This is a genomic window from Pseudomonas proteolytica (genome assembly GCF_007858275.1).
Classification (GTDB): Bacteria; Pseudomonadota; Gammaproteobacteria; order Pseudomonadales; family Pseudomonadaceae; genus Aquipseudomonas; species Aquipseudomonas proteolytica.
The window spans coordinates 24,162-46,116 of sequence record NZ_VFEV01000035.1; the positions used below are offsets into that span (position 1 = coordinate 24,162).

Annotated in this window: 21 protein-coding genes; 12 read left to right on the forward strand and 9 right to left on the reverse strand. The window is 60.8% G+C overall.

What is annotated here, in order from left to right:
* Positions 1-103 precede the first annotated feature (103 nt).
* Positions 104-2,275: a catalase HPII gene (katE, locus tag FIV38_RS22175; RefSeq protein WP_186351013.1), complete on the forward strand. Its 2,172-nt coding sequence runs from the start codon at positions 104-106 to the stop codon at positions 2,273-2,275.
* A gap of 95 nt (positions 2,276-2,370) precedes the next feature.
* Here the strand turns inward: katE and FIV38_RS22180 are convergent, their stop codons facing one another.
* The 4 genes from FIV38_RS22180 to zur are packed head-to-tail and all read right to left on the reverse strand — an operon-like array spanning position 2,371 to position 5,173.
* Entirely contained in the window at positions 2,371-3,090 is a 720-nt protein-coding gene (locus tag FIV38_RS22180; protein WP_029290339.1) for a PA5502 family lipoprotein, read from the reverse strand.
* 37 nt (positions 3,091-3,127) lie between these two features.
* Entirely contained in the window at positions 3,128-3,916 is a 789-nt protein-coding gene (gene znuB, locus FIV38_RS22185) for a zinc ABC transporter permease subunit ZnuB (protein WP_029290341.1), read from the reverse strand.
* Positions 3,909-4,691: a zinc ABC transporter ATP-binding protein ZnuC gene (znuC, locus tag FIV38_RS22190; RefSeq protein WP_029290343.1), complete on the reverse strand. Its 783-nt coding sequence runs from the start codon at positions 4,689-4,691 to the stop codon at positions 3,909-3,911. Before znuC ends, znuB begins: the two co-directional genes overlap by 8 nt.
* Positions 4,691-5,173 carry a zinc uptake transcriptional repressor Zur gene (zur, locus tag FIV38_RS22195; RefSeq protein WP_029290345.1) on the reverse strand — a complete coding sequence of 161 codons (483 nt, stop codon included), beginning with the start codon at positions 5,171-5,173 and terminating at the stop codon, positions 4,691-4,693. The genes znuC and zur overlap by 1 nt, the downstream gene beginning before the upstream one ends.
* Positions 5,174-5,231: 58 nt before the next feature.
* Between zur and znuA the strand changes: the two genes are divergently transcribed.
* Positions 5,232-6,161, forward strand: coding sequence for a zinc ABC transporter substrate-binding protein ZnuA (znuA, locus tag FIV38_RS22200; RefSeq protein ID WP_092232500.1), 930 nt, complete (start codon positions 5,232-5,234; stop codon positions 6,159-6,161).
* Positions 6,162-6,268: 107 nt separating this feature from the next.
* Here the strand turns inward: znuA and FIV38_RS22205 are convergent, their stop codons facing one another.
* Together FIV38_RS22205 and FIV38_RS22210 are read right to left on the reverse strand one after the other, a co-directional pair.
* The gene (locus FIV38_RS22205; protein ID WP_070995512.1) at positions 6,269-7,222 is read right to left on the reverse strand and encodes a homoserine kinase; all 954 of its coding nucleotides are present in this window, start codon (positions 7,220-7,222) and stop codon (positions 6,269-6,271) included.
* A 56-nt stretch (positions 7,223-7,278) separates the two neighbouring features.
* Positions 7,279-7,569 carry a DUF2782 domain-containing protein gene (locus FIV38_RS22210; RefSeq protein WP_092232502.1) on the reverse strand — a complete coding sequence of 97 codons (291 nt, stop codon included), beginning with the start codon at positions 7,567-7,569 and terminating at the stop codon, positions 7,279-7,281.
* A 74-nt stretch (positions 7,570-7,643) separates the two neighbouring features.
* Between FIV38_RS22210 and polA the strand changes: the two genes are divergently transcribed.
* A complete protein-coding gene (gene polA / locus FIV38_RS22215) occupies positions 7,644-10,445 on the forward strand; it encodes a DNA polymerase I (protein ID WP_092232505.1) in 2,802 nt (933 codons plus the stop codon).
* Between the two features lie 269 nt (positions 10,446-10,714).
* On the opposite strand, the gene yihA is transcribed toward polA, so the two are convergent.
* Positions 10,715-11,356: a ribosome biogenesis GTP-binding protein YihA/YsxC gene (yihA, locus tag FIV38_RS22220; RefSeq protein ID WP_029290354.1), complete on the reverse strand. Its 642-nt coding sequence runs from the start codon at positions 11,354-11,356 to the stop codon at positions 10,715-10,717.
* Between the two features lie 192 nt (positions 11,357-11,548).
* Here yihA and FIV38_RS22225 point away from each other — a divergent pair, with 192 nt between their 5' ends.
* From FIV38_RS22225 to FIV38_RS22250, 6 genes are all read left to right on the forward strand, one after another.
* Positions 11,549-11,839, forward strand: a complete 291-nt coding sequence (locus FIV38_RS22225; RefSeq protein WP_092232508.1) for a c-type cytochrome — start codon at positions 11,549-11,551, stop codon at positions 11,837-11,839.
* Positions 11,840-11,885: 46 nt separating this feature from the next.
* Complete coding sequence (locus FIV38_RS22230) at positions 11,886-12,506, forward strand: c-type cytochrome (RefSeq protein WP_092232511.1); 621 nt, start codon at positions 11,886-11,888, stop codon at positions 12,504-12,506.
* 187 nt (positions 12,507-12,693) lie between these two features.
* Entirely contained in the window at positions 12,694-13,329 is a 636-nt protein-coding gene (gene dsbA, locus FIV38_RS22235) for a thiol:disulfide interchange protein DsbA (RefSeq protein ID WP_092232514.1), read from the forward strand.
* Between the two features lie 10 nt (positions 13,330-13,339).
* Entirely contained in the window at positions 13,340-14,218 is an 879-nt protein-coding gene (locus tag FIV38_RS22240) for an endonuclease/exonuclease/phosphatase family protein (RefSeq protein WP_029290363.1), read from the forward strand.
* On the forward strand, positions 14,215-16,296 hold the full coding sequence (locus FIV38_RS22245) for a diguanylate cyclase (protein WP_092232517.1): 2,082 nt from the start codon (positions 14,215-14,217) through the stop codon (positions 16,294-16,296). The genes FIV38_RS22240 and FIV38_RS22245 overlap by 4 nt, the downstream gene beginning before the upstream one ends.
* 89 nt (positions 16,297-16,385) lie before the next feature.
* The gene (locus FIV38_RS22250; protein WP_092232520.1) at positions 16,386-17,162 is read left to right on the forward strand and encodes an N-acetylmuramoyl-L-alanine amidase; all 777 of its coding nucleotides are present in this window, start codon (positions 16,386-16,388) and stop codon (positions 17,160-17,162) included.
* 223 nt (positions 17,163-17,385) lie between these two features.
* On the opposite strand, the gene FIV38_RS22255 is transcribed toward FIV38_RS22250, so the two are convergent.
* Together FIV38_RS22255 and algB are read right to left on the reverse strand one after the other, a co-directional pair.
* Complete coding sequence (locus FIV38_RS22255; RefSeq protein ID WP_029290370.1) at positions 17,386-19,173, reverse strand: KinB sensor domain-containing domain; 1,788 nt, start codon at positions 19,171-19,173, stop codon at positions 17,386-17,388.
* 10 nt (positions 19,174-19,183) lie between these two features.
* Positions 19,184-20,530, reverse strand: coding sequence for a sigma-54-dependent response regulator transcription factor AlgB (gene algB, locus FIV38_RS22260; protein ID WP_029290372.1), 1,347 nt, complete (start codon positions 20,528-20,530; stop codon positions 19,184-19,186).
* Between the two features lie 394 nt (positions 20,531-20,924).
* Here algB and FIV38_RS22265 point away from each other — a divergent pair, with 394 nt between their 5' ends.
* The 3 genes from FIV38_RS22265 (at position 20,925) to FIV38_RS22275 (ending at position 21,923) form a co-directional block, all read left to right on the forward strand.
* Complete coding sequence (locus FIV38_RS22265; RefSeq protein WP_092237255.1) at positions 20,925-21,209, forward strand: hypothetical protein; 285 nt, start codon at positions 20,925-20,927, stop codon at positions 21,207-21,209.
* Between the two features lie 79 nt (positions 21,210-21,288).
* Positions 21,289-21,453: a DUF1328 domain-containing protein gene (locus tag FIV38_RS22270; protein WP_003170804.1), complete on the forward strand. Its 165-nt coding sequence runs from the start codon at positions 21,289-21,291 to the stop codon at positions 21,451-21,453.
* A 2-nt stretch (positions 21,454-21,455) separates the two neighbouring features.
* Positions 21,456-21,923, forward strand: a complete 468-nt coding sequence (locus tag FIV38_RS22275; RefSeq protein ID WP_029290380.1) for an inhibitor of vertebrate lysozyme family protein — start codon at positions 21,456-21,458, stop codon at positions 21,921-21,923.
* Positions 21,924-21,955 lie beyond the last annotated feature (32 nt).

A 21,955-nucleotide genomic window follows, 5' to 3' on the forward strand; every position in this document is an offset into this window, starting at 1 on the left:
TCATAAAAAAGGAACGGTCAAAAACCGTGTCAGTCACTACTTAAGCAACTCGATTTCCCGGGTGCCGTGCCCGGGGTTTTGCTCAAACGAGCCAGGGACCGCTCTGGCCTACGCAAACGAGGAGTTTTGTCTGATGAGTACCAAGAAACCTGCCCAAGCGCCCAAGAGCGAGCTTGCTGGCACCGATACCCTGGACCGTGGCAACACCAATGCCAAGCTGCAAAGCCTGGAAAAATCCCGCTCGGATGCCACTGGCCAGGCGCTGCGCACCAATCAGGGGGTGAAAATCTCCGACAACCAGAACACCTTGAAAGCCGGCGCACGCGGGCCTTCGCTGCTGGAAGATTTCATCATGCGTGAAAAGATCACGCACTTTGACCACGAGCGGATCCCGGAGCGCATCGTGCACGCCCGCGGTACTGGCGCCCATGGCTACTTCCAGACCTATGAAAACCACTCGGCGCTGACCAAGGCGGGTTTTTTGCGTGACCCTGGCCATAAAACCCCGGTGTTCACGCGTTTTTCCACGGTGCAGGGCCCACGTGGTTCGGGCGATACGGTGCGTGACGTGCGTGGTTTTGCCGTGAAGTTCTTCACCGAAGAAGGCAACTTCGACCTGGTGGGCAACAACATGCCGGTATTTTTCATTCAGGACGCGATTAAGTTTCCTGACTTCGTGCATGCGGTAAAACCTGAGCCGCACAACGAAATTCCTACCGGCGGCTCGGCCCACGACACGTTCTGGGATTTTGTCTCGCTGCAGCCGGAATCGGCGCACATGGTGATCTGGGCGATGTCCGACCGCGCCATCCCAAAAAGCCTGCGCAGCATGCAGGGTTTTGGTGTGCATACGTTCCGCCTGGTCAATGCCGAGGGTAAGTCCAACTTCGTCAAATTCCACTGGCGGCCGACGGCGGGCACCTGTTCCCTGGTGTGGGACGAAGCGCAGAAACTGGCGGGTAAAGATACCGATTACCACCGTCGCGACCTGTGGGACGCCATCGAGATGGGCGATTACCCGGAGTGGGAACTGGGGGTGCAGATTATTCCCGAGGATAAAGAGCATGCCTTCGACTTCGATATCCTCGACCCGACCAAGCTGATTCCCGAAGAATTGGTGCCCATCACCCCGTTGGGCAAGATGGTGCTCAACCGCAACCCGGATAACTTCTTCGCGGAAGTCGAGCAGGTCGCCTTCTGCCCAGGCCATATCGTGCCGGGTATCGACTTTTCCAATGACCCACTGCTGCAAGGTCGGTTGTTTTCCTACACCGACACGCAGATCAGCCGTCTAGGTGGCCCGAACTTTCACCAGTTGCCGATCAACCAGCCGGTGACGCCACTGCATAACAACCAGCGCGATGCCATGCACCGCAGCACCATCGACAAAGGCCGTGCTGCTTATGAGCCGAACTCTATCGACGGCGGCTGGCCGAAGGAAACGCCTCCGGCCGCGCAGGACGGCGGTTTCGAGTCTTACCCGGAGCGCATCGACGCGCACAAAATCCGCGAGCGCAGTGAGTCATTCAGCGATCACTTTTCCCAGGCGCGCCTGTTTTTCAACAGCATGAGCAAGCACGAGCAGGAGCACATCATCGCGGCCTACAGCTTTGAGCTGGGCAAGGTCGAGCGTGAGTTTATCCGGGCGCGCCAGGTCAACGAGATCCTGGCCAACATCGACCTGGAGCTGGCCAAGCGCGTGGCGCAGAACCTGGGCCTGCCGGTGCCGAAAAAAGGCACCGTGCCAGTGCGCAAGACCGCGCCAGAGCGCTCGCCGGCCTTGAGCCAGGCCAACCTGCTGCCAGGGGGTATCAAGACGCGCAAGGTGGCGATCCTGGCGGCCAATGGTGTTGATGGTGCAGCCATCGCAGCGTTGAAAAAGGCGCTGGCCGCAGAAGGGGCCCATGCCAAATTGCTTGGGCCGACCTCGGCGCCGGTAACCACGGCCGATGGCAAGAGCCTGGCGGTGGATGCCTCGATGGAAGGTTTGCCGTCAGTGGCATTCGACGCGGTGTTTGTGCCGGGTGGGGCGAAATCGATCCAGGCATTGAGCGGCGATGGTGTGGCGTTGCACTACCTGCTGGAGGCCTACAAGCATTTGAAGGCGATTGCCTTGGCCGGTGAGGCGAAGCAGTTGTTGGCGGTGTTGAAGCTGGAGGCGGATGCGGGCTTGATTGTTGGCGGGGATGCCAAGGCGTTGAAGGCGTTTATTGCGGCAATTGCCCAGCATCGGGTTTGGGAGCGCGAGCCTCGGGCCAAGGCGGTTCCAGCTTAAGTTTTTGGTTGTTTGATAGGGCGCCATCGCGGGCAAGCCCGCTCCCACATTTGAAATGTATTCCAATGTGGGAGCGGGCTTGCCCGCGATTGGCGTCAGTCGGCTTTACGCGGAATCAGCACAACCTGCGCCGGAATATGCTTGAGGATCTGCCGGTGAATCTTCAGGTCATACCCTGAATCTATCCGCTTCACTCGTTTGCTCAGCAGCGTGTTCAGCCACGGGTAATCCTCGGTGCGCGGCACCTGGATGCTCACATCACACTGGTAATTCACCACGTCGGTGGCGATGGCATCCAGTTGATGGCGCAATTGCTGAATATCCGTGAGGTTCAGCGCAACCGTGGTGCTTTCGGCGGCGGGGTCGATGACCTTGGCCGGTGGCTTGGCTTCGGCGGCCTTGAGGGCGGCTTCGGCTTTATCCAGCTCGGCTTTGCGCGCGTGAGCGATGGCGCTGTTGACTCCGCCCGTCAGCGCCGGCGCCTTGGGCATCAAGGCTCGGGCACGGCTCAAGGCAGTGGCGGCGGCGTTGACATCACCTTTTTGCAGGACGATCTGGCTGCGCTGCAGATAGGCTTCGGCCAGCTGGCGCTGATAAGGCTCCAGCGCCGGATCGTCGGGCGATTGGGCCTGCAGGGCGGCGAGTTGGTCTTCGGCGGTGGCCAGCTCGCTGCTGGCCAGGTTTTGTTCCAGCTGTGCAATGGCCGCAGCGCGCGCGTCCGGAACCTCGGGGGCGACGGGCGGGGTGCTTTGGCAGGCGCCCAGCAGCAGGGAAAATGCGGCAAGGAGCAGATAACGGGAGGTGAACGGCTTCATTCCTGCGACTCTCTAATTGCGCAAAAAGCGAGCAAGTCTACACCCCTCGACGGGGCAGGACAAAACTCAGCAGAAACAGTGCGGCGGCCGTGACCACAATCGACGGCCCGGCCGGGGTGTCCTTGAACCAGGACAGCGCCAGGCCACCACACACGGCAAGCATCCCCAGCAAACTGGCGCCGACCGCCATCTGTTCCGGTGAACGTGCATGACGCTGGGCGGCGGCGGCGGGGATGATCAACAGCGACGTGATCAACAATACGCCGACAATCTTCATTGCGACAGCAATCACCACGGCGATCAGCAACATCAGGGTCATGCGCAGCGCCGGTACGGGCAAGCCTTCGACGGTGGCCAGTTGTTCGTGCACGGTAATTGCCAGCAGCGGTCGCCACAGGGCCACCAGCAGGATCAATACCGCCGCGCTGCCGCCGAGAATCCAGGCCAGGTCCGTGGGGCTGATCGCCAGCAGGTCGCCGAACAGGTAGGCCATCAGGTCGATACGCACTTCATGCATAAAGCTCAGGACTACCAGGCCCAGGGACAGGGTGCTGGGTGCGAGGATCCCCAGCAGCGTGTCCGAAGCCAGGGGCTGGCGCTGTTGCAGGGTCACCAGCAGCACGGCGAGCAGCAGGCAGCCAACGGTCACGGCGATGGTCGGGCTGACGTCCAGCAAAAAGCCCAGGGCTACGCCGAGCAGGGCCGCGTGGGACAAGGTGTCGCCAAAGTAGGCCATGCGCCGCCAGACCACGAACGAACCCAGCGGGCCCGCCACCAGCGCCAAAGCCAAGCCTGCAAGCAGGGCGTAGAGCAGAAAATCAGCCATGCTTGCAGCTATCTCCGTGGACGTGGGTATGGGGAGCCGGATCGGCAACCACGGCGCCATGCAGGTCATGGGCGTGGTCGTGATGGTGGTGGTAAATCGCCAGGCTCTGGGCGTTCTTGCCGAACAGTTCGACGAAGGCCGGGTCGCCGCTGACCTGCTCCGGATGGCCGGAGCAGCAGACATGGCGGTTGAGGCATACCACCTGGTCGGTGGTGCTCATTACCAGGTGCAGGTCGTGGGAGACCATCAGCACGCCGCAGCCGTGACGGTCGCGCAGGCGGGTAATCAGGCTGTAGAGCTCGGCCTGGCCGGCCACATCGACGCCCTGTACCGGCTCATCGAGCACCAGCAGTTCGGGTTCGCGCAGCAGGGCACGGGCCAGCAGGACGCGCTGCATTTCGCCACCGGAGATGCTTTGTACCGGGCTGTCGATGACCTGCTCGGCCCCGACTTCCTTGAGCGCAGCCAGGGCGCGGGCGCGATCCACGCCGGGTACCAGGCGCAAAAAGCGCAGCACTGAAAGCGGCAAGGTCGGGTCGACGTGCAGTTTCTGCGGCATATAGCCGATGCGCAGCTTGGGCTTGCGCCAGACACTGCCGCTGTCGGGCTTGAGCAGGCCCAGCACGGCACGTACCAGGGTGGTCTTGCCGGCACCGTTGGGGCCGATCAGGGTAACGATCTGCCCCGGTTCGACGCTCAGGTGAATGTTGTCCAGCACGTTCTGGCCGGCGAACGTGACGCCGACCTGCTCCAGGCGGATTAGCGCAGTGCTCATCAAGCCCCCTGGCAGCCCGAGCAGATGCCTACCACTTCGACGGTCTGCCCTTCGACTCGGAAGCCCACATCGCCGGCACTCTTGATGATCGCGTCGCTGATGCTTTTTTGTTCAAGCTCGATGGCGGCGTGGCATTCACGGCAGATCAGGAACTGGCCCTGGTGCGCGTGTTCCGGGTGGTTGCAGCCGACAAAGGCGTTTAACGAGGCAATACGGTGCACCAGGCCATTTTCCAGCAGGAAGTCCAGCGCACGGTACACCGTCGGCGGCGCGGCGCGGCGGCCGTCCTGCTCGCTGAGCACGCCGAGAATGTCGTAGGCACCCAGGGGTTTGTGGCTCTGCCACACCAGTTCCAGCACCCGCCGGCGCAGGGCCGTCAGGCGCAGGCCTTGGCGTGCGCACAGGGCGTCGGCCTCTGACAGTGCGTTGTGGACGCAGTGAGAGTGGTCGTGGGGACGGCTGGCAAGCGGTGTTTTAGGCATGAGCGGCGACAGATATTTGTGAGAGACGTTATTATGTTACCCGTTCCTGCTGACTTGAGTGCTCATCGTGTCCCGACTTTTTGCCGTTTTTGTCGTATTTGTCACCAGTTTATGGATTGCCGGGGCTGCCCAGGCCGAGGTTCGGGTGCTGACCAGCATCAAGCCCTTGCAGCTGATTGCCGCCGCTGTGCAGGACGGGGTGGCGGTTCCAGAGGTGTTATTGCCGCCGGGAGCCTCGCCCCATAACTATGCATTGCGACCATCCGACGTACGGCGTGTGCAATCGGTGGATCTGCTGTACTGGATCGGTCCGGACATGGAAGGCTTCCTGCCTCGGGTGCTCAAGGGCCGCAGCTTGCCGACAGTCGCGGTGCAGGAGTTGCCGGGGCTCAAACTGCGTCATTTCGCCGAAGATAATCACTCCCATGGCGAAGAAGCCGACGACCACGATCACGATCATCGTCCGGGAAGCCTGGATGCTCACCTGTGGTTGTCACCGGTCAATGCGCGGGTGATTGCTACAAAAATGGCGGCGGATTTGAGCGCGGCCGATCCGGCCAACGCGGCGCGCTACCAGAGCAACCTGCAGGGGTTCAACGCTCGCCTGGATGCCCTGGATGTGCGCCTCAAGGCGCGCCTGGCGGGTATCGCCGGCAAGCCTTACTTCGTGTTCCACGAAGCCTTCGACTACTTTGAAGATGCCTATGGCCTCAAGCATACCGGCGTATTCAGCGTGGCCGCCGAAGTGCAACCCGGCGCCCAGCATGTGGCGGCGATGCGCACGCGCTTGCAGGAAGTGGGCAAGACCTGTGTGTTCAGCGAGCCGCCATTGCGCCCGCGCCTGGCCGAGACCCTGGTGGCAGGCCTGCCGGTGAAACTGGCGGAATTGGATGCCCTGGGCGGCTACACCCCGGCAACCGCTCAAGGCTACGAGCAGTTGCTGGAGAAGCTGGGCAATGATTTGGCAGGGTGCCTGGAGTCACTGTAGGCACAGCGCCAAACCAATGTGGGAGCGGGCTTGCTCGCGAATGCGGTGTGTCAGTCACCCGCTACTTGGCTGACACACCGCATTCGCGAGCAAGCCCGCTCCCACATTTAAAGGGCGAGCGGCAGTTGGAGAGTGACCTGCTGGCGCTGCTCCAGCCGTTGCTGGAACTCCACGGGGTCGTGAATCAACACGTCCTGCCCGGCAAATGTCTCGGCTGCAATCAGGCGTGACAGCCAGAACCGCACACAGGCCACGCGCAACATCGTCGGCCACAGTTCGGCTTCCCCGGTGCTGAACGGCCGCAGTGCCGCGTAGGCCCCCAGCAGCGCCCGGGCGCGGTGGCCGTCAATCACCCCAGCTTCGTCCGAGCACCAGTCATTCAGGGCAATCGCCACGTCGTACAGCATCGGGCCGGAGCACGCGTTGTAGAAGTCGATCAGCCCGGTCAGGTGGGTGCCTTCGAACATTGCGTTGTCGCGAAACAGGTCGGCGTGAATGTTGGCGCGGGGCAGCGTGAGGATGTGTGCCTTGTGCTGCTGGATTTCATCCAGGGCCGCTTGCAGCAGGCGCTGTTGCTCAGCATCGAGGTGCGAGATCAGTTGCGCACCTTCGTCGAGCATCCAATCCAGCCCGCGATCGGTCTTGCGCTCCAGCACCTTGTCGCCCTGGGTGGCCAGGTGCAGGTGAGCGAGCAGTTCACCCACTTGCACGCAATGCTGGGCGTTGGCGTGCTTGATGTGCTTGCCGGCAAGGCGCGGTTGCAGCAGCGCCGGCTTGCCTGCCAATTCGCGCAGGGCCACGCCGTCGGTGGTGCGCAGGGCGTAAGGCACCGGCAGGTCGGCGTCGTGGAGTACGTCCAGCAGTTCGATGAAGAACGGCATTTCGTCCACGGGGCCGCGCTCAACCAGGGTCAGGACAAATTCGCCCTGCTCCAGGCTGATAAAGAAGTTGGTGTTTTCGCTACCCGCGGCAATCCCCTGGAAATCGAGCAGGCGGCCGAGCCCATAAGGGGCGAGAAAGGTTTCCAGCTCGGGCCGAGCCAGGGGGGTGAACACAGACATGGTTAAAACTGCCATTACGGGCGCCGCGGGCCGCAGCGCCGATTGAAATTAAGAAATCATTTCCATTCGAAGATCTTCCATGAAGGGATCAGCATATCCGGCTGGTCCGAGCGGATGAAGTTTGCATCGGTTCCGTCCGCGCGCACCAGGAAATACGGGGGCGCGCCTTTCGGGGTGATCTTGATCGCATACAGGAAGCCATTTTGGCGGTATTCCTGGATGGTCTTGTCGCCTTCCGTGCGAATGGTGACTTGCGGATCCCCCGAGGGAGCGTCGTCTGCCGCCATGGCAGCCATCGGAGCGAGTGCAATCAAGCCGGTCAACAGCAGGCGATTGAATGTGCGCATGATAACCTTGTCCCTTTGTTGTCATTGGTCCGGCTATTCTAGCGCCTGACCCGCCGAAAAGGTTGATCCTGCTCATGAGCCAAGCCCCCCTCGTCCTGGTGGACGGTTCTTCATATCTGTACCGCGCCTTCCACGCGCTGCCGCCGCTGACCACGTCCAAAGGCCTGCCGACTGGTGCGGTCAAGGGCGTGCTGAACATGCTCAAAAGCCTGCGCAAGCAGTACCCGGACAGCCCGTTCGCGGTGGTGTTCGACGCCAAGGGTGGGACATTTCGCGATGATATGTACGCCGAATACAAAGCCAACCGCCCGAGCATGCCCGATGACATGCGCGTGCAGATCGAGCCGCTGCACCAGAGCGTAATTGCCCTGGGCTTCCCGCTGCTGTGCGTCGAAGGCGTTGAAGCGGACGACGTGATCGGCACCCTGGCCCGCAGCAGCGCGGCAGCTGACCGCCCGGTGGTGATCTCTACCGGCGACAAGGACATGGCGCAATTGGTCGATGGGCACATTACCTTGGTCAACACCATGACCGGTAGTGCGATGGACATCGACGGCGTTAAGGAGAAATTCGGCGTCGCTCCCGAGCAGATCATCGATTATCTGGCGCTGATGGGCGATTCCTCCGACAACATCCCTGGCGTTCCGGGGATTGGTCCTAAGACTGCTTCGGGTTTGCTGGTGGGTGTGAACGGCGGCCTGAAAGAGCTTTACGAGCAGCTCGACATTGTCCCGACCTTGCCGATCCGTGGGGCCAAGACCCTGCCGGCCAAGTTGGAAGAACACAAAGAGATGGCATTCCTGTCTTACCAGTTGGCGACCATCAAGGTCGACGTGCCACTGGAGGTTGGCCTGGAAGACTTGCACTTGATCGAGCCTGATCGTGAAAAGCTGCTGGAGTTGTACACCCTGCTGGAGTTCAAGAGCTGGATCGATGAGATTCAGCGCGATGCCAAGCGGGTCGAGCTTAAAGCGGCTGCCGACGTAGCGCCGGTGCAGCCTTCGGCTGAGCCTGAGGCCGCAAAGACGCTGGCCCCGGTCGAAGCGCAGTACGAAACCATCCTCGACCAGGCCCGTTTTGACGTGTGGCTGAAGAAGCTCAATGACGCCAAGCTGATTGCCTTCGATACCGAAACCACCGGTGTCGATGCCCAGCAGGCGCAGCTGGTAGGGGTTTCGTTTGCGGTACAGGCCAATGAAGCGGCCTACATTGCGCTGACCCATTCCTACATCGGCGTACCCGAGCAACTGGACCGCGATACCGTACTGCTGGCCTTGAAGCCGCTGCTGGAAGACCCGCAAAAGCTCAAGGTGGGCCAGCACGCCAAGTTCGACATGAATATCCTGGCCAATTGCGCCATCGGCGGCGACCCGGCACACGGCATCACCGTGCGCGGCATCGCCTTCGACACCATGCTCGAATCCTATGTGCTGAACTCCACCGCGACCCGTCACGACATGGACAGCCTGGCCAAGAAGTACCTGGAGCATGACACCGTCAGCTTCCAGGACATTGCCGGCAAGGGCGCCAAGCAACTGACGTTCGACCAGATCCCCCTGGAACAGGCTGGCCCCTACGCGGCTGAAGATGCCGATGTGACGCTGCGCCTGCACTTGGCATTGCACGCACAACTCGCTGCGCTGCCGAGCCTGGCCAGTGTGTTGACGGATATTGAGATGCCGTTGGTGCCGGTGCTGGCGCGGATTGAGCGCCAGGGTGCCTTGGTCGATGCCGCGCTGCTGGGCGTGCAAAGCATCGAGCTGGGCAACAAGATGGTGGAACTGGAGCGCCAGGCGTATGAGATCGCCGGCGAGGAGTTCAACCTGGGTTCACCCAAGCAGTTGGGGGCGATCCTCTACGAAAAGCTCGGTCTGCCGGTATTGAAGAAAACCGGCAAGGGCCAGGCCTCGACCGCCGAGGAAGTCTTGGCCAAGCTGGCTGAAGATGACTTCCCGCTGCCTAAGGTACTGATGCAGTACCGTAGCATGAGCAAACTCAAAAGCACCTACACCGACCGCTTGCCAGAGCAGATCAACCCACGTACCGGGCGGATCCACACCTCTTACCACCAGGCCGTGGCGGCCACCGGGCGCTTGTCGTCCAGTGATCCGAACCTGCAGAACATTCCGGTGCGCACCGCCGAAGGCCGGCGGATCCGCCAGGCATTCGTCGCGCCCAAGGGCTACAAGTTGTTGGCGGCGGACTATTCGCAGATCGAACTGCGGATCATGGCGCACTTGTCCAAGGACGAGGGCTTGCTGAACGCGTTCCGCGACAACCTCGATGTGCACACGGCCACGGCGGCCGAGGTGTTCAAGGTCGAGTTGGGCGAGGTCACATCCGATCAACGCCGCAGCGCCAAGGCGATCAACTTCGGCCTGATCTACGGTATGGGCGCGCAGAAGCTGGGCAAGGATATCGGTGTCGATACCAAGACCGCCAAGGCTTATATCGATGTGTATTTCGCTCGCTACCCAGGCGTGCGCGAGTATATGGAGCGCACCCGCGCCCAGGCTTCCGATCAGGGTTACGTGGAAACCCTGTTCGGGCGCCGGCTGTACCTGCCGGACATCCACTCCAACAAACCCCAGGAGCGCGCGGGCGCCGAACGTACCGCGATCAACGCGCCGATGCAGGGCACGGCCGCCGATATCATCAAGAAAGCGATGGTCAAGGTCGACAACTGGCTGACGGAGTCGGGGCTGGACGCCAAGGTCATCCTGCAGGTGCACGATGAATTGGTAGTCGAGGTCCGTGAAGACCTGGTGGCCGAAGTCAGCGAGAAGATTCGTGAGCACATGAGCGGTGCTGCGAAACTGGATGTGCCGCTGCTGGTTGAGGTTGGGGTGGGTAACAACTGGGACGAAGCCCACTGATCACGCGGCGTTGCTGCGGCATCAAGTCGCAGCGACGCCTATAGATCGGAAACTGCCGACAGTTATTTCCAATAGTTTTTCCGGGCACCGGAACTTAACCCATGAAAAGTCACTCAGAGTTACTGAATGGGTGGTGAAGCCCTTCAATGCTCCTATGTTGTGTTAAGTGTTGGCAGATATCTGGACCCCGCCCTAGCGGTCCGGAGTACTTAGATCCCGAACTTCCCCTCCCCATACGAAGTTCGGGATTTTTTTTGCCCGCAACAAAGTCACTCGGCGATTTCTGTGCCCTTGTCGGCCAATTCCATCCAGCCTGCCAGTACGGTATAGGCGTCTTCCAGGCCCATGCGCTTGGGCGCCGAGAACAGCTGGATCGTGATCGCATCACCCCAACCCTTACGGATTTCGGCCTGCACTTTGAGCAAGGTGTTCTTGGCGGCGCCGTAGGTCAGCTTGTCGGCCTTGGTCAGCAAAATGTGCATCGGCATGCCGCTGGCAACCGCCCAATCGAGCATCAGCAGGTCGAAATCGGTCATTGGATGACGGATGTCCATCATCAGGATCAGACCTTTCAGGCTTTCGCGGCCACCCAGGTAGGCTTCCAGGTGACGCTGCCAGTGCAGCTTCAGTGGGATAGGTACTTTCGCGTAACCGTAGCCCGGCAGGTCGACCAGACGCCGATCATCGTCTAGCTTGAAGAAGTTGAGGAGCTGTGTGCGACCTGGGGTTTTCGAGGTACGAGCCAGGCTGGCATGGGTCAGGGTGTTGAGTGCGCTGGACTTGCCAGCGTTGGAGCGCCCGGCGAAGGCCACTTCAAAGCCTTCGTCGTCGGGGCATTGGTCGACTTTGGCGGCGCTGAGCATGAAGGTGGACTGTTGGCACAGACCGAGGATGGGGTTCTTGAGTTGCATGGGATTTCCGATGTGGGCGGTGCCGGGAATGGGTGCGGCAAGTAGTGTCGTTCCCGTTTCAGTAGCGCCAGTATATAATGCCGCAGATTTTGTGTGTGCTTTGTCCCAGCGAAGGATGAAGTTCACGGGAGCGATAGACCTTTATTGCGCATTAGAACGCATAACGCTTCCAAACCCTGAAAAGGTCGACGTATGACCAAGTGGCTGCTAGCTGTCGGTGTCCTGGTACCACTTTACAGTGCGCAGGCTACACAGGATCCGGAAGCTATGTACAACCGCGTTTGCGCGGCTTGCCATGCCGGACAGCTGCCAACGGCCCCCGAGCGGGGTGACCAGGCAGCCTGGGCGCCGAGACTGGCGCAAGGCATGGATACGCTGGTGCAGCACGTGACCCAGGGTTTCAAGGCGATGCCGCCGCGTGGTTTGTGCATGGAATGCCGTGCCGAGGATTACCAGGCCATCATTATTTTGATGAGCGAGTAGACCCGGTTCATAACTCTATAACCTTTAGCCGTAATTGGATTAGCTGATGAACAAATTGATCGTGAGTCTGCTGTTGACCTTGGGCATCACTGGTGTTGCCCATGCTGCAGGTGACGCTACTGCTGGCCAGACAAAGGCCGCTGTATGTGGTGCCTGCCATGGACCGGACGGCAACAGCCCGGCGCCCAACTTTCCAAAGCTGGCGGGCCAGGGTGAGAAATACCTGAAGAAGCAGATGCACGACATCAAGGACGGCAAGCGAACGGTCCTGGAAATGACCGGCATGCTGACCAACCTCACCGATCAGGATCTGGATGATATCGCCGCATATTTCGCCAGCCAGACCGGCAGTGTGGGTGCTGCCGATAAAGCGTTGGTCGAGCGCGGCGAAGCACTCTTCCGTGGCGGCAACCTGGAAAAAGGCCTGCCTGCCTGTACCGGCTGCCACTCCCCGGATGGTTCGGGTAACGCTGCAGCGGGCTTCCCGCATCTGGGTGGCCAGCACGCCCAGTACATTGCCAAGCAACTGACGGATTTCCGCAAGGAAGACCCTAAAGTCGGTCGCAGCAACGATGGCGATGCCATGACCATGCGCACCATCGCCCGCAAACTGAGCGACGAAGACATTGCTGCGGTATCCAGCTACATCCAGGGCCTGCATAAGTAAGGCGCGGATGGCCTGACGTTGCCTGGGCAACGTTAACGCTCGATTAATCTGTCGATGCAAGCATAAAAAGGGTGGCTTAGGCCGCCCTTTTTTGTGGTCGCTACCGTTACACTAACGAACTCATGCCCGTGTAGACCTGTCATAAAAAAGGTCGCGCGAGGCGACTTTATTTGTCCAGGAGTAAAGCATGCGTAATCTGATCCTCAGCGCCGCTCTCGTCAGTGCCAGCCTGTTCGGCATGACCGCCCAAGCCGCCGACGTGCCGCTTGAAGCGGGTAAGACCTATGTTGAATTGGCCAATCCGGTACCGGTTGCGGTGCCGGGCAAGATCGAAGTCGTAGAGCTGTTCTGGTATGGCTGCCCGCATTGCTATTCCTTTGAGCCAACCATCAATCCCTGGGCCGAGAAGCTGCCGTCGGACGTGAACTTCAAGCGCATCCCAGCCATGTTCGGCGGTCCTTGGGACGCCCACGGCCAGATGTTCCTGACCCTGGAAGCCATGGGTGTAGAGCACAAGGTCCACAATGCCGTGTTCGAAGCTATCCAGAAGGATCGCAAGCCGCTGACCAAGCCTGATCAAATGGCCGACTTCCTCGCCACCCAGGGCGTAGACAAGGACAAGTTCCTCGCCACGTTCAACTCCTTCGCTATCCAGGGCCAGATCAAGCAGGCCAAGGAACTCGCGCAGAAATACGGCGTGCAAGGCGTTCCAACCCTGATCGTCAACGGCAAATACCGCTTTGACCTCGGCTCTACCGGTGGTCCTGAAGCGACCCTCAACGTTGCCGACCAGTTGATCGCCAAAGAGCGCGCAGCCAAGTAAGGGGCTCGCCATGCGTCGCTGGGGTACAGAACGCGTCGTTGGCCTGCATGATCCGCAGGTCAACGAACACCATCTCACGTCCACCGGCCTGCCGGCGGACAGCCGGCTGCGCTTGCTGAGCTTCAATATCCAGGTTGGCATCAGCACCGAGAAGTACCGTCATTACCTGACCCGTGGCTGGCAGCATTTGCTGCCCCACACGGGGCGGGCCGGCAATCTGCAAAAGATTGGCGACCTGCTCGGTGACTTCGACCTGGTGGCGCTGCAGGAGGCCGATGGCGGCAGCCTGCGTTCGGGCTACATCAATCAAGTCGAGCATCTGGCCCAGCTCGGTGCATTCCCCTACTGGTACCAGCAACTCAATCGCAACCTCGGTCGTTTGGGCCAGCACAGCAATGGTGTGCTCAGCCGCTTGAAGCCGTGGGCGATCGAGGATCACCCGCTGCCCGGCCCAAAAGGGCGTGGGGCAATTCTCGTGCGTTTTGGCGAAGGGCCCGAGGCGCTCGTGGTGGTCATGATGCACCTGGCGCTGGGGGCGCGTACCCGGACCATGCAGTTGGCCTATATCCGTGAGCTGATTGGCGATTACAAACACCAGGTGCTGATGGGGGACATGAACACCCACGCCAGTGACCTGTTGGAGAATTCTCCGTTGCGCGACCTCGGGCTGCTGGCGCCACAGGTCGAAGCCACTTTCCCCAGCTGGCGCCCGCAACGTTGTCTTGACCACATCCTGTTAAGCCCGACCTTGACCCTGGAAAGCGTGCAGGTACTGGCCCAGCCCATTTCCGATCACCTGCCGGTCGCGGTAGAGATTCGTCTGCCGGGTTCGCTCACGGCTGATGCATTACCCGCGTTGAGCCCCGGCCCTCGCGGATCCCTTGCATGAGTGACGAAGCCCAGCGCTGGAAAGAGAAATACCTGTTAAGCATCGAGCAACAAGAAAAGCTCGAACGCCGTTGGGCTGCGCGCCTCGACTTGCTGCGCCGTGGGCTGGTGCGCAGCACGCTGGCGGCCGAAGGCACGGACCGGGCGGTCGACCAGTGTATGAAAGAGATGCGCGATGTGGTGCGCAGCGATGACATGGACGCCGCGCTCGCCGCCCTGTTGCCACGCCTGGAAAAGGCCGTACTGGACTCCGAGCAGCGCCGTGAAACGCGGGTTGATCAGATCAGTACGGCGCTGACCGCGCTGGTTGCGCAACTGCAGGCGCTGCCCTTGCCGCGGGAAGTCAGCCGCCCGCTGAAGAGTTTCGCCAAGCAGTTGGACAGCCGCGTCGGCCAGGCGCGGGAGATTCCCCTGCTGCTCAGTGAGTTGAGCGGGCTTCAAGGGCAGGCCCTGAGCAATCTTGAGTCGGATGACGAACCTGCTCGGCCAGGCCTGTTGCAGCGCCTGTTTGGTGGCAAGGAGGTGGGTACGGAGGTAGCGCCGGTTGAGCCTGCTGTTCCCCCGGTCTCCCGGCCAGCCCCTGCGGTAGAAACCAGTCCGGCCGCCCAGGCCGTTGAGGATGCGCCCGAGCTGGCACAGGCGCTGCGTGCTTTTGCACCTCAAGCACAGGCACCGCAGCAGCCAGTGCCGGAGGCTGCGTCTGCGGCGCTGACCGTTGCGCCCGAGATTGATATCGAGGAGCGCGTGGCAGCACCGCCGCAGGCTGCTACGACCCGGTTATTGCCCGTTGAGATGCCTGCCGCGGCCTTGGAAACACTGGAGCCGCGCCAGCCCGCCGAAGTCATTCTCGCCCCGCCGCCTGAACCTGCGCTTGCAGTGGTTGCGGCGCCCCAGGCCCTGCCAGAGGCGCCGCAACCGACGGCGATCGGCAGCCTGTCGTTGCCGCCGGTGCTGGAGGATGAATCGGCGGAGGTTGACCCTGACGCGATGGATGGCGAGGTGCTGTACGCCCTGCCCGACTCGCCAGAGCCATCCTACAGTTCCGTCGCCAAGCATATCGAAGACACCCTGCTCGGCCTGTTGGGCGACCTCGACCTGCCCGAGCACCATCGACCCCAGGCCGAAGCCATGCGCGAACGCCTGGCCCATGGGTTGAACTGGTACGAACTGCTGCCGATCCTCGATGACCTCGCGGTATTGATGCTGGCTATTACCGATAGCGGCCAGCATGAATTCGAGGCCTACCTCAAGCGTCTCAACGAGCGGCTGGAGGCCTTCCAGAGCAATTTGCAAGCGGCCAGCGACGGACACGCCGACAGCCGCAGCGCCGCGCGCGAGATGGATACGCAAATCCGTGAGCAGATGGATGGCTTGCAAAGCAGTGTCCAGGAAGCGGCTGACCTCGATGACCTCAAGCAAGTGTTGGAGAGTCATCTTGAGGGGCTGCTGGGCGCCATGGACGAGCATCAAAAGCAGCGTGACCAGCGCGAACATGAAGTGGCCGCACGGCTGCAGGGCTTGGCCGAGCGCGTGGCGAGCATGGAGCAGGAGGCCCAGGGTTATCGTGATCATCTCGAGGTCCAGCGCCAGAAAGCGCTGATCGACCCGCTCACCGGCTTGCCCAATCGTGCGGCCTGGAGCGAACGCCTGGAGTACGAGGTCAATACCTGGCATCAACAGGGCAACAGTCTGTCACTGGCGATGCTGGACCTTGACCACTTCAAGCGCATCAACGACAGCTACGGCCATTTGGCGGGCGACAAGGTGTTGAAGATCATCGCCAATGTGTTGAACAAACGCCTGCGGCCGACGGATTTCATCGCGCGGTTTGGCGGTGAGGAGTTTGTCCTGCTGATGCCGGATTCGGCGCTGGGCGATGCGCTGGAACTGGGCGAGCGCCTGCGTGCAGCGATCGAGGCGTGCCCGTTTCACTTCAAGGGCGAGCGGGTGACCATCACCATGTCCATCGGCATGGCGCAGTTTCAGCCGGGCGAGCGTAGCGACCTGGCACTTAAGCGTGCAGACGAAGCCTTGTATCGGGCCAAGGCGGCGGGACGCAATCAGGTGCAGGCGGCCTGAAAAGTTGTTCCATTTTGTAAGCCTGCCGCTGAACGGCAAACGGTACGTTACACTGTTGCATTATCGTCATTAGCGTACTGTCTGTTGCCATGAAATTTCTCGTTGCTGCTCTTCTGTCCCTCACCCTCGCCGGCTGTGCGAGTGGCCCGCGCCTGGATACCACCCACCCTTCGGTGAACTTCGATAATCGTATCCAGTTCGTCGTGCTGCACTACACCGCGACCAACCTTCAAGGTTCGCTGGCGCTATTGACCAAAGGCCAGGTCAGCAGCCACTACCTGATTGGCGACGACGCCCGTGCGACCATCTATAAACTGGTGGATGAAGACAAGCGCTCCTGGCATGCCGGGGAAAGTGAATGGATGGGGCGTACCTGGCTCAACTCCAGCTCCATTGGTATCGAGATCGTCAACCCGGGCTACCGCGATACGCCCACCGGGCGCGTCTGGTATCCCTACTCCGAAGCGCAGGTCCAGTCCCTGGTGACCTTGCTCAAGGACATCAGCCAGCGCAATCGGATCAACCCTAAGTTCATTATTGGGCATAGCGATATCGCCCCCGGTCGCAAACTTGATCCGGGCCCCTTGTTCCCTTGGAAGCGCCTGGCGGATGAAGGCTTGGGGATCTGGCCCGAGGGCCAGGCGGTCGCGCGGTATCAGGCCGAGTACGCCAGGCAACTGCCAAGCATTACCTGGTTCCAGGAAGAGTTGGCACGCCTGGGGTATTCCACGCCGCAGACCGGCGAGCTGGATGTGGCGACTCGGCGTGTGCTGGCCGCGTTCCAGATGCGCTTCCGGCCGGCTCTGTACGACGGCACGCCGGATGCGCAAAGCGCCGCGATCCTACGGGTATTGAACCACCGCTAAGTGGGGTTGTTGACTAGGGGGCTAGTCCCTCGCTGTGCTGCGTAGCGCCCCAAACCGGCCAACTCACCGACCTTATTGGGGCCGCTACGCGGCCCAGCGCGGGGCAAGCCCGCTCGCCACAAGAGGAGCTTTGGCCGGCGGGCACGGTAAATGTGGCGAGGGGGCTTGTCCCCCGTTGGGCTGCGTAGCAGCCCTAAGCCCGCCTCCCACGACAGGCTCTTAGTTACAACGGTAACGCCATATAGAACTGCGTACCCTGCCCCGGCCTGGAATAGACTCCCATGCGGCCACCGTGCAACTGCACGATCTCCTTGCACAGCGCCAGCCCCAGGCCGGCGCCGCCTTTCTTGCGGCCTACCTGGACAAAAGGCTCGAAAATCCGACCCTGCTGGCCGTAGGCGATGCCTTCGCCGTTGTCTTCGACGCTGATGATCAGCCGTTCGCCATGGCGCCGCGCCTGCAGGCGAATCTGCCCGCCTTCGCTGGTATGGCGCAGGGCATTGCCGAGCAGGTTGTCCAGGACCCGCTCCAATTGCGCTTGGTCGGCATGCAACCTGGGCAGTTGCGCTTGCGCTTCTACCAGCAGGTCGATGTTTTGCGCATTCGCCAGTTCAGCAAAGCGCGCACGGGCATGTTCAAGAAGATCATTGATGTCGCAAGGCGCCAGGGTGAGTTTTTGCAGGCCGTTCTGGTAGCGGGAAAAGTTGAGCAGGTCGTTGATCAACTGCATCAGGCGCTGCATTTCTTCGTTGACCGTATTCAACAGGTCGGCTTCGCGAGACTCAGGAGGGAATTTCGCCCGTTCCTGGAACAGGCCGAACGCCATATGCATACCGGTGACTGGCGTACGCAACTCATGGGAAGCACGCAGCACAAATTCGCTGCGCACCCGTTCGAAGGCCCGCTGTTCGGTAACGTCATGCAACACCATCACGGCGCCGAGAATATGCCCTTGGTGGTGGCTGACGGGCGTCATGCTGTAGGTCAACAGGCGTGATTCACCCTCGACTTCCACTTCCAGGTCGTCAGGTGCGTGTTCCAGGTTGCCGCCACGCAGCACCAGGTGCAGTTGCTCATCCAGTTCGGGCCGTTGCAACGCTTCACCCAGGCCTTGCCCCAGGCGGCTCTCGTCCCAGCCCAACTGGCGCTGGGCGACCGGGTTGAGATGCTCCAGGCGCCCTTGGCGGTCGATCATCAGCAAACCGTCGTCGATGCTGTCGAGTACAGCCTGCAGGCGTTGCTGGCCGGCGAGCAATTCGTCGACATTGGTTGCCTGATGCTGACGCAGGGCTTCGGCCATGATGCCGAAGCGCCGGGTCAGTTGGTTCATTTCGGCCGCCGAAGAAATCGGCAAGGTGACATCAAAATTTCCCTGGCCGATTTTATCGGCCGCCTTGGCCAGGGCTTCGATGGGCCCGCCAAAGCGCCGGGCAATGCCATGGGCGGTGATGAAGCCGATGATCAGCACCGCCAGGCCCACCAGCCCGAGCAGCCCGGCAATCCACAGGGCGCGTTCGCGAGACTGGCTTTCGGTGTCGTTGATGTTTTCCAGTGCTCTTTTATGTTCGCTGATCAGGCCATTGCGCAAGACGTTGAAGCTGGTGGTGAGTTTTTCGTTATTGCGCAGGGACGGCGGCGTACTTTCGTTTTCTTCGAACGCTTCAAGGAAAGTCAGGTAATCGGCCTTGGCTTGAGAGAAACCGCCGACCCTGGCGACACTCATTTCGTGGGCGACGCCCTCGTCCAACAGCTTGAAGTATTGCTGCTTGGCCTTGTTCAGCGCCACCGGGTCTGGGGTGTCGTGAAGCATCAGAATCAGTTGGTCACCCAGGCTCTGGCGCAGCTTGAGCCCCAGATCCAGGGTGATGAAGTTGCTGCGGATCAGGGATTCCTGGGTCTTGGCCATTTGCATGACACTCACCAGCCCCAGCAGCAACCCGAGCAGCGCCACGGTGATCAGCGCAGAAATGCTCAGGAACAGCCGCGTGCGCAGTTTCATCGCCAGCTTCATAAGGTACAGCTCACAGGTTGTATTGCTTGCGTTTGCGATACAGCGTCGACGCATCGATGCCCAAGGTCTTGGCTGCCTGGTCCAGGGTGTCGCTGGTGGCCAGGACGGCGCCGATATGGGCCTTTTCCAGCTCATCCAGGCTCAGCGCCGCACCGATGCGCGGTGCATTATTGGTCGGCTGCTCGGCCATACCCAGATGGCTGATTTCGACCTTCTCCTGGGCACAGATGATGCTCGCGCGCTCCACCACGTTGCGCAGTTCGCGGATATTGCCCGGCCAACGGTAGTTCAGCAGTGCTTCGCGGGCCTCGTCGCTGAAGCCGCGAGCTGGCCGCGCGTACTCTTTGACGAAGCGCGCGAGGAAGCGGTCGGCGAGGGCGAGGATATCTTCGCTGCGTTCACGCAGGGGTGGCAGGTGCAGCGTGATGACGTTGAGGCGATACAGCAAGTCTTCGCGAAAACGCCCGTCGCGCACCATGTCTTCGAGGTTCAGGTTGGTCGCCGCCAGGATGCGTACATCGGCGCGGCGGGTGACCGGGTCGCCGACCCGCTCATATTCCTTGTCCTGAATGAAACGCAGCAACTTGGGTTGCAATGTCAGGGGAAAGTCGCCGATCTCGTCGAGAAACAGCGTGCCGCCGTCGGCCTGGTTGACCCGGCCCAGGGTGCTTTCGCTGGCGCCGGTAAAGGCCCCTCGGCTGTGGCCGAACAGCTCGCTTTCCATCAGTTCGGCGGTCAGGGACGGGCAGTTGATGGTGACGCAGGACTTCTTCGCCCTTTTGCTCCAGCCGTGAATAGCCCGGGCCAGTTCACCTTTACCGGTGCCGGACTCGCCGAGGATCAGGATATTGGCGTCGGTGCCGGCCACTTGGCGGGCGGTCTCCAGCACCACCATCATCGACGGGCTATGGGAGTCGAGGCCATCCTTGGGCTGGCGCACTTCGCCTTCCAGCGCTTCCAGGCGTGCCGACAACTGACGCACCTCGAGCTGCTTGGCGGTGGCCAGGCGCAGTTGGTCCGGGCTGCAAGGCTTGACCAGGTAATCGGCCGCGCCTGCCTGGATCGCATCCACGGCCGTATCCACGGCCGAATGAGCGGTGACGATCACTACGCGCATCCAGGGCGCCTGGATACGCATCTGCGCCAGTACATCCAGACCGTTGTCCTCGCCCAGGCGCAGGTCCAGGAAGCACAGGTCGAAGACCTGGCGTTGCAGCAGGGCATCGGCTTGGGCCGCGCTGTTGGCGGTGGCCACGGTATAGCCTTCATCTTCCAGGCAGTAACGGAAGGTGCGGAGGATTGCGGACTCGTCGTCCACTAAAAGAATGCGGCCTTGAAGTTCCTTGGCTGATTCCATCTGTCCCGCGCTCCTTAAGTAAAAATGATTGATCTTGGTTAGTCCCGGAATAATCGGGCAAGTTGCATGGTTTATTCTGATTGATTCAAAGCCCAATCGCGCAGCTATCTGAGACCGTTCCTACTTACATGCCTAGGCAGCGTGTTTTTCACCCTTCTTGACCCTTCGGCAGTCCTACAGCCCGCTCCGATCCCTTGAACCGACCACTGACCATCGTGCATTTCGCACGGTGAGGATAGGCGCATCGTGCAGGATGCTGCTGGGAAGAAACGGATCAATAATGTAAGTGTATGATTTTATTGATATTTATCTGATTAAAAAACTGGCATGCACTCTGCAATACCTCTCCTACAAGCGTGATAACGAACAAAACAACATGCGGGAGATATTCAGGATGACTCGCCAAAGCCTCAAGCCATTGCGTGTATCGCCACTGCGCCTTCAACAGGGGCTGTTCGCCAGCCTCGCCTTGATGGTGACCTTGATCGGTGGTCAGCAATTGCAACATTGGCAGCAGAGCCAGCAGTCCGCCCCGCAGTTCGAGCGCGCACCCATGACGCAGACCCATTTGCGTTCCGTTGGCAGCAGCAGCGCTGAAGTCACCGCTCCACGCATGATGGCGGTTGAACAGGACATCGCCCTGTACGACGAACCGATCCAGGAACGCTGGGTGTTCTAGGCACGAACCTGGCGCCCCGTTGGGTGCGACAGGATGGCTACACAGCAGTCACTTCTATAGACGCATAAGGAGAATCACCATGTTGAGTTGGGCAATCACATTCCTGATCATTGCCATTGTGGCTGCAGTCCTGGGCTTCGGTGGTATCGCGGGCACCGCTACGGGTATCGCCAAGATTCTCTTTGTCGTTTTCCTGGTGATGTTCATCGCTTCCTTCTTCTTTGGCCGCCGCGGTCGAGGCTGAACATGGCCAACTTGTCTTTTAAAACCCTTGCTGCCGCCCTGCTGTTGGGCGGCAGTGGCTTGGCCATGGCCGCCAATGACGGCCAGGCGCGGGCCAATGAACTGCTCAATGCCGACCCGCAGTATCGCGAAACCTGGCAGGGCGTGGTCAAGAAGGAAGAGCGTCTGCCTGAATGGGTGATCAACCTGTCGGGCACGTCTGAGCAAATGAACGCAGTCACGGAAGACGGTGACGGGTATTTGGTAGGGCCGCTGTGTGAAACGGCCGACACCTGCCTTAATAAACGTCTTATCGTCGCGTTCAGCATGGATAAGGACGATGCCTACGCGATGTTGGTCGAAGTTCCTGCCGGGCTTCCGGCGGACAAGTCGCCAACACGGCATGCGGACTATCGCTTCATCGGTAAGCCCGATGAAGGCATGCAGAAGTTGCTGATGGAGCAACTGAAGAAAGATCCGAATTGGTACTAGGCCCCTCTGCGGGCCTCGCCAACATGGAACCA

Excerpts from the sequence above, each read along its gene's own strand:
- FIV38_RS22180 (WP_029290339.1), bottom strand. The coding sequence starts at position 3,090 with ATGAAGCCGTTCACCTCCCGTTATCTGCTCCTTGCCGCATTTTCCCTG.
- znuB (WP_029290341.1), bottom strand. The coding sequence starts at position 3,916 with ATGGCTGATTTTCTGCTCTACGCCCTGCTTGCAGGCTTGGCTTTGGCG.
- znuC (WP_029290343.1), bottom strand. The coding sequence starts at position 4,691 with ATGAGCACTGCGCTAATCCGCCTGGAGCAGGTCGGCGTCACGTTCGCC.
- zur (WP_029290345.1), bottom strand. The coding sequence starts at position 5,173 with ATGCCTAAAACACCGCTTGCCAGCCGTCCCCACGACCACTCTCACTGC.
- FIV38_RS22205 (WP_070995512.1), bottom strand. The coding sequence starts at position 7,222 with ATGTCTGTGTTCACCCCCCTGGCTCGGCCCGAGCTGGAAACCTTTCTC.
- FIV38_RS22210 (WP_092232502.1), bottom strand. The coding sequence starts at position 7,569 with ATGCGCACATTCAATCGCCTGCTGTTGACCGGCTTGATTGCACTCGCT.
- polA (WP_092232505.1), top strand. The coding sequence starts at position 7,644 with ATGAGCCAAGCCCCCCTCGTCCTGGTGGACGGTTCTTCATATCTGTAC.
- yihA (WP_029290354.1), bottom strand. The coding sequence starts at position 11,356 with ATGCAACTCAAGAACCCCATCCTCGGTCTGTGCCAACAGTCCACCTTC.
- FIV38_RS22225 (WP_092232508.1), top strand. The coding sequence starts at position 11,549 with ATGACCAAGTGGCTGCTAGCTGTCGGTGTCCTGGTACCACTTTACAGT.
- FIV38_RS22230 (WP_092232511.1), top strand. The coding sequence starts at position 11,886 with ATGAACAAATTGATCGTGAGTCTGCTGTTGACCTTGGGCATCACTGGT.
- dsbA (WP_092232514.1), top strand. The coding sequence starts at position 12,694 with ATGCGTAATCTGATCCTCAGCGCCGCTCTCGTCAGTGCCAGCCTGTTC.
- FIV38_RS22240 (WP_029290363.1), top strand. The coding sequence starts at position 13,340 with ATGCGTCGCTGGGGTACAGAACGCGTCGTTGGCCTGCATGATCCGCAG.
- FIV38_RS22245 (WP_092232517.1), top strand. The coding sequence starts at position 14,215 with ATGAGTGACGAAGCCCAGCGCTGGAAAGAGAAATACCTGTTAAGCATC.
- FIV38_RS22250 (WP_092232520.1), top strand. The coding sequence starts at position 16,386 with ATGAAATTTCTCGTTGCTGCTCTTCTGTCCCTCACCCTCGCCGGCTGT.
- FIV38_RS22255 (WP_029290370.1), bottom strand. The coding sequence starts at position 19,173 with ATGAAGCTGGCGATGAAACTGCGCACGCGGCTGTTCCTGAGCATTTCT.
- algB (WP_029290372.1), bottom strand. The coding sequence starts at position 20,530 with ATGGAATCAGCCAAGGAACTTCAAGGCCGCATTCTTTTAGTGGACGAC.
- FIV38_RS22265 (WP_092237255.1), top strand. The coding sequence starts at position 20,925 with ATGACTCGCCAAAGCCTCAAGCCATTGCGTGTATCGCCACTGCGCCTT.
- FIV38_RS22270 (WP_003170804.1), top strand. The coding sequence starts at position 21,289 with ATGTTGAGTTGGGCAATCACATTCCTGATCATTGCCATTGTGGCTGCA.
- FIV38_RS22275 (WP_029290380.1), top strand. The coding sequence starts at position 21,456 with ATGGCCAACTTGTCTTTTAAAACCCTTGCTGCCGCCCTGCTGTTGGGC.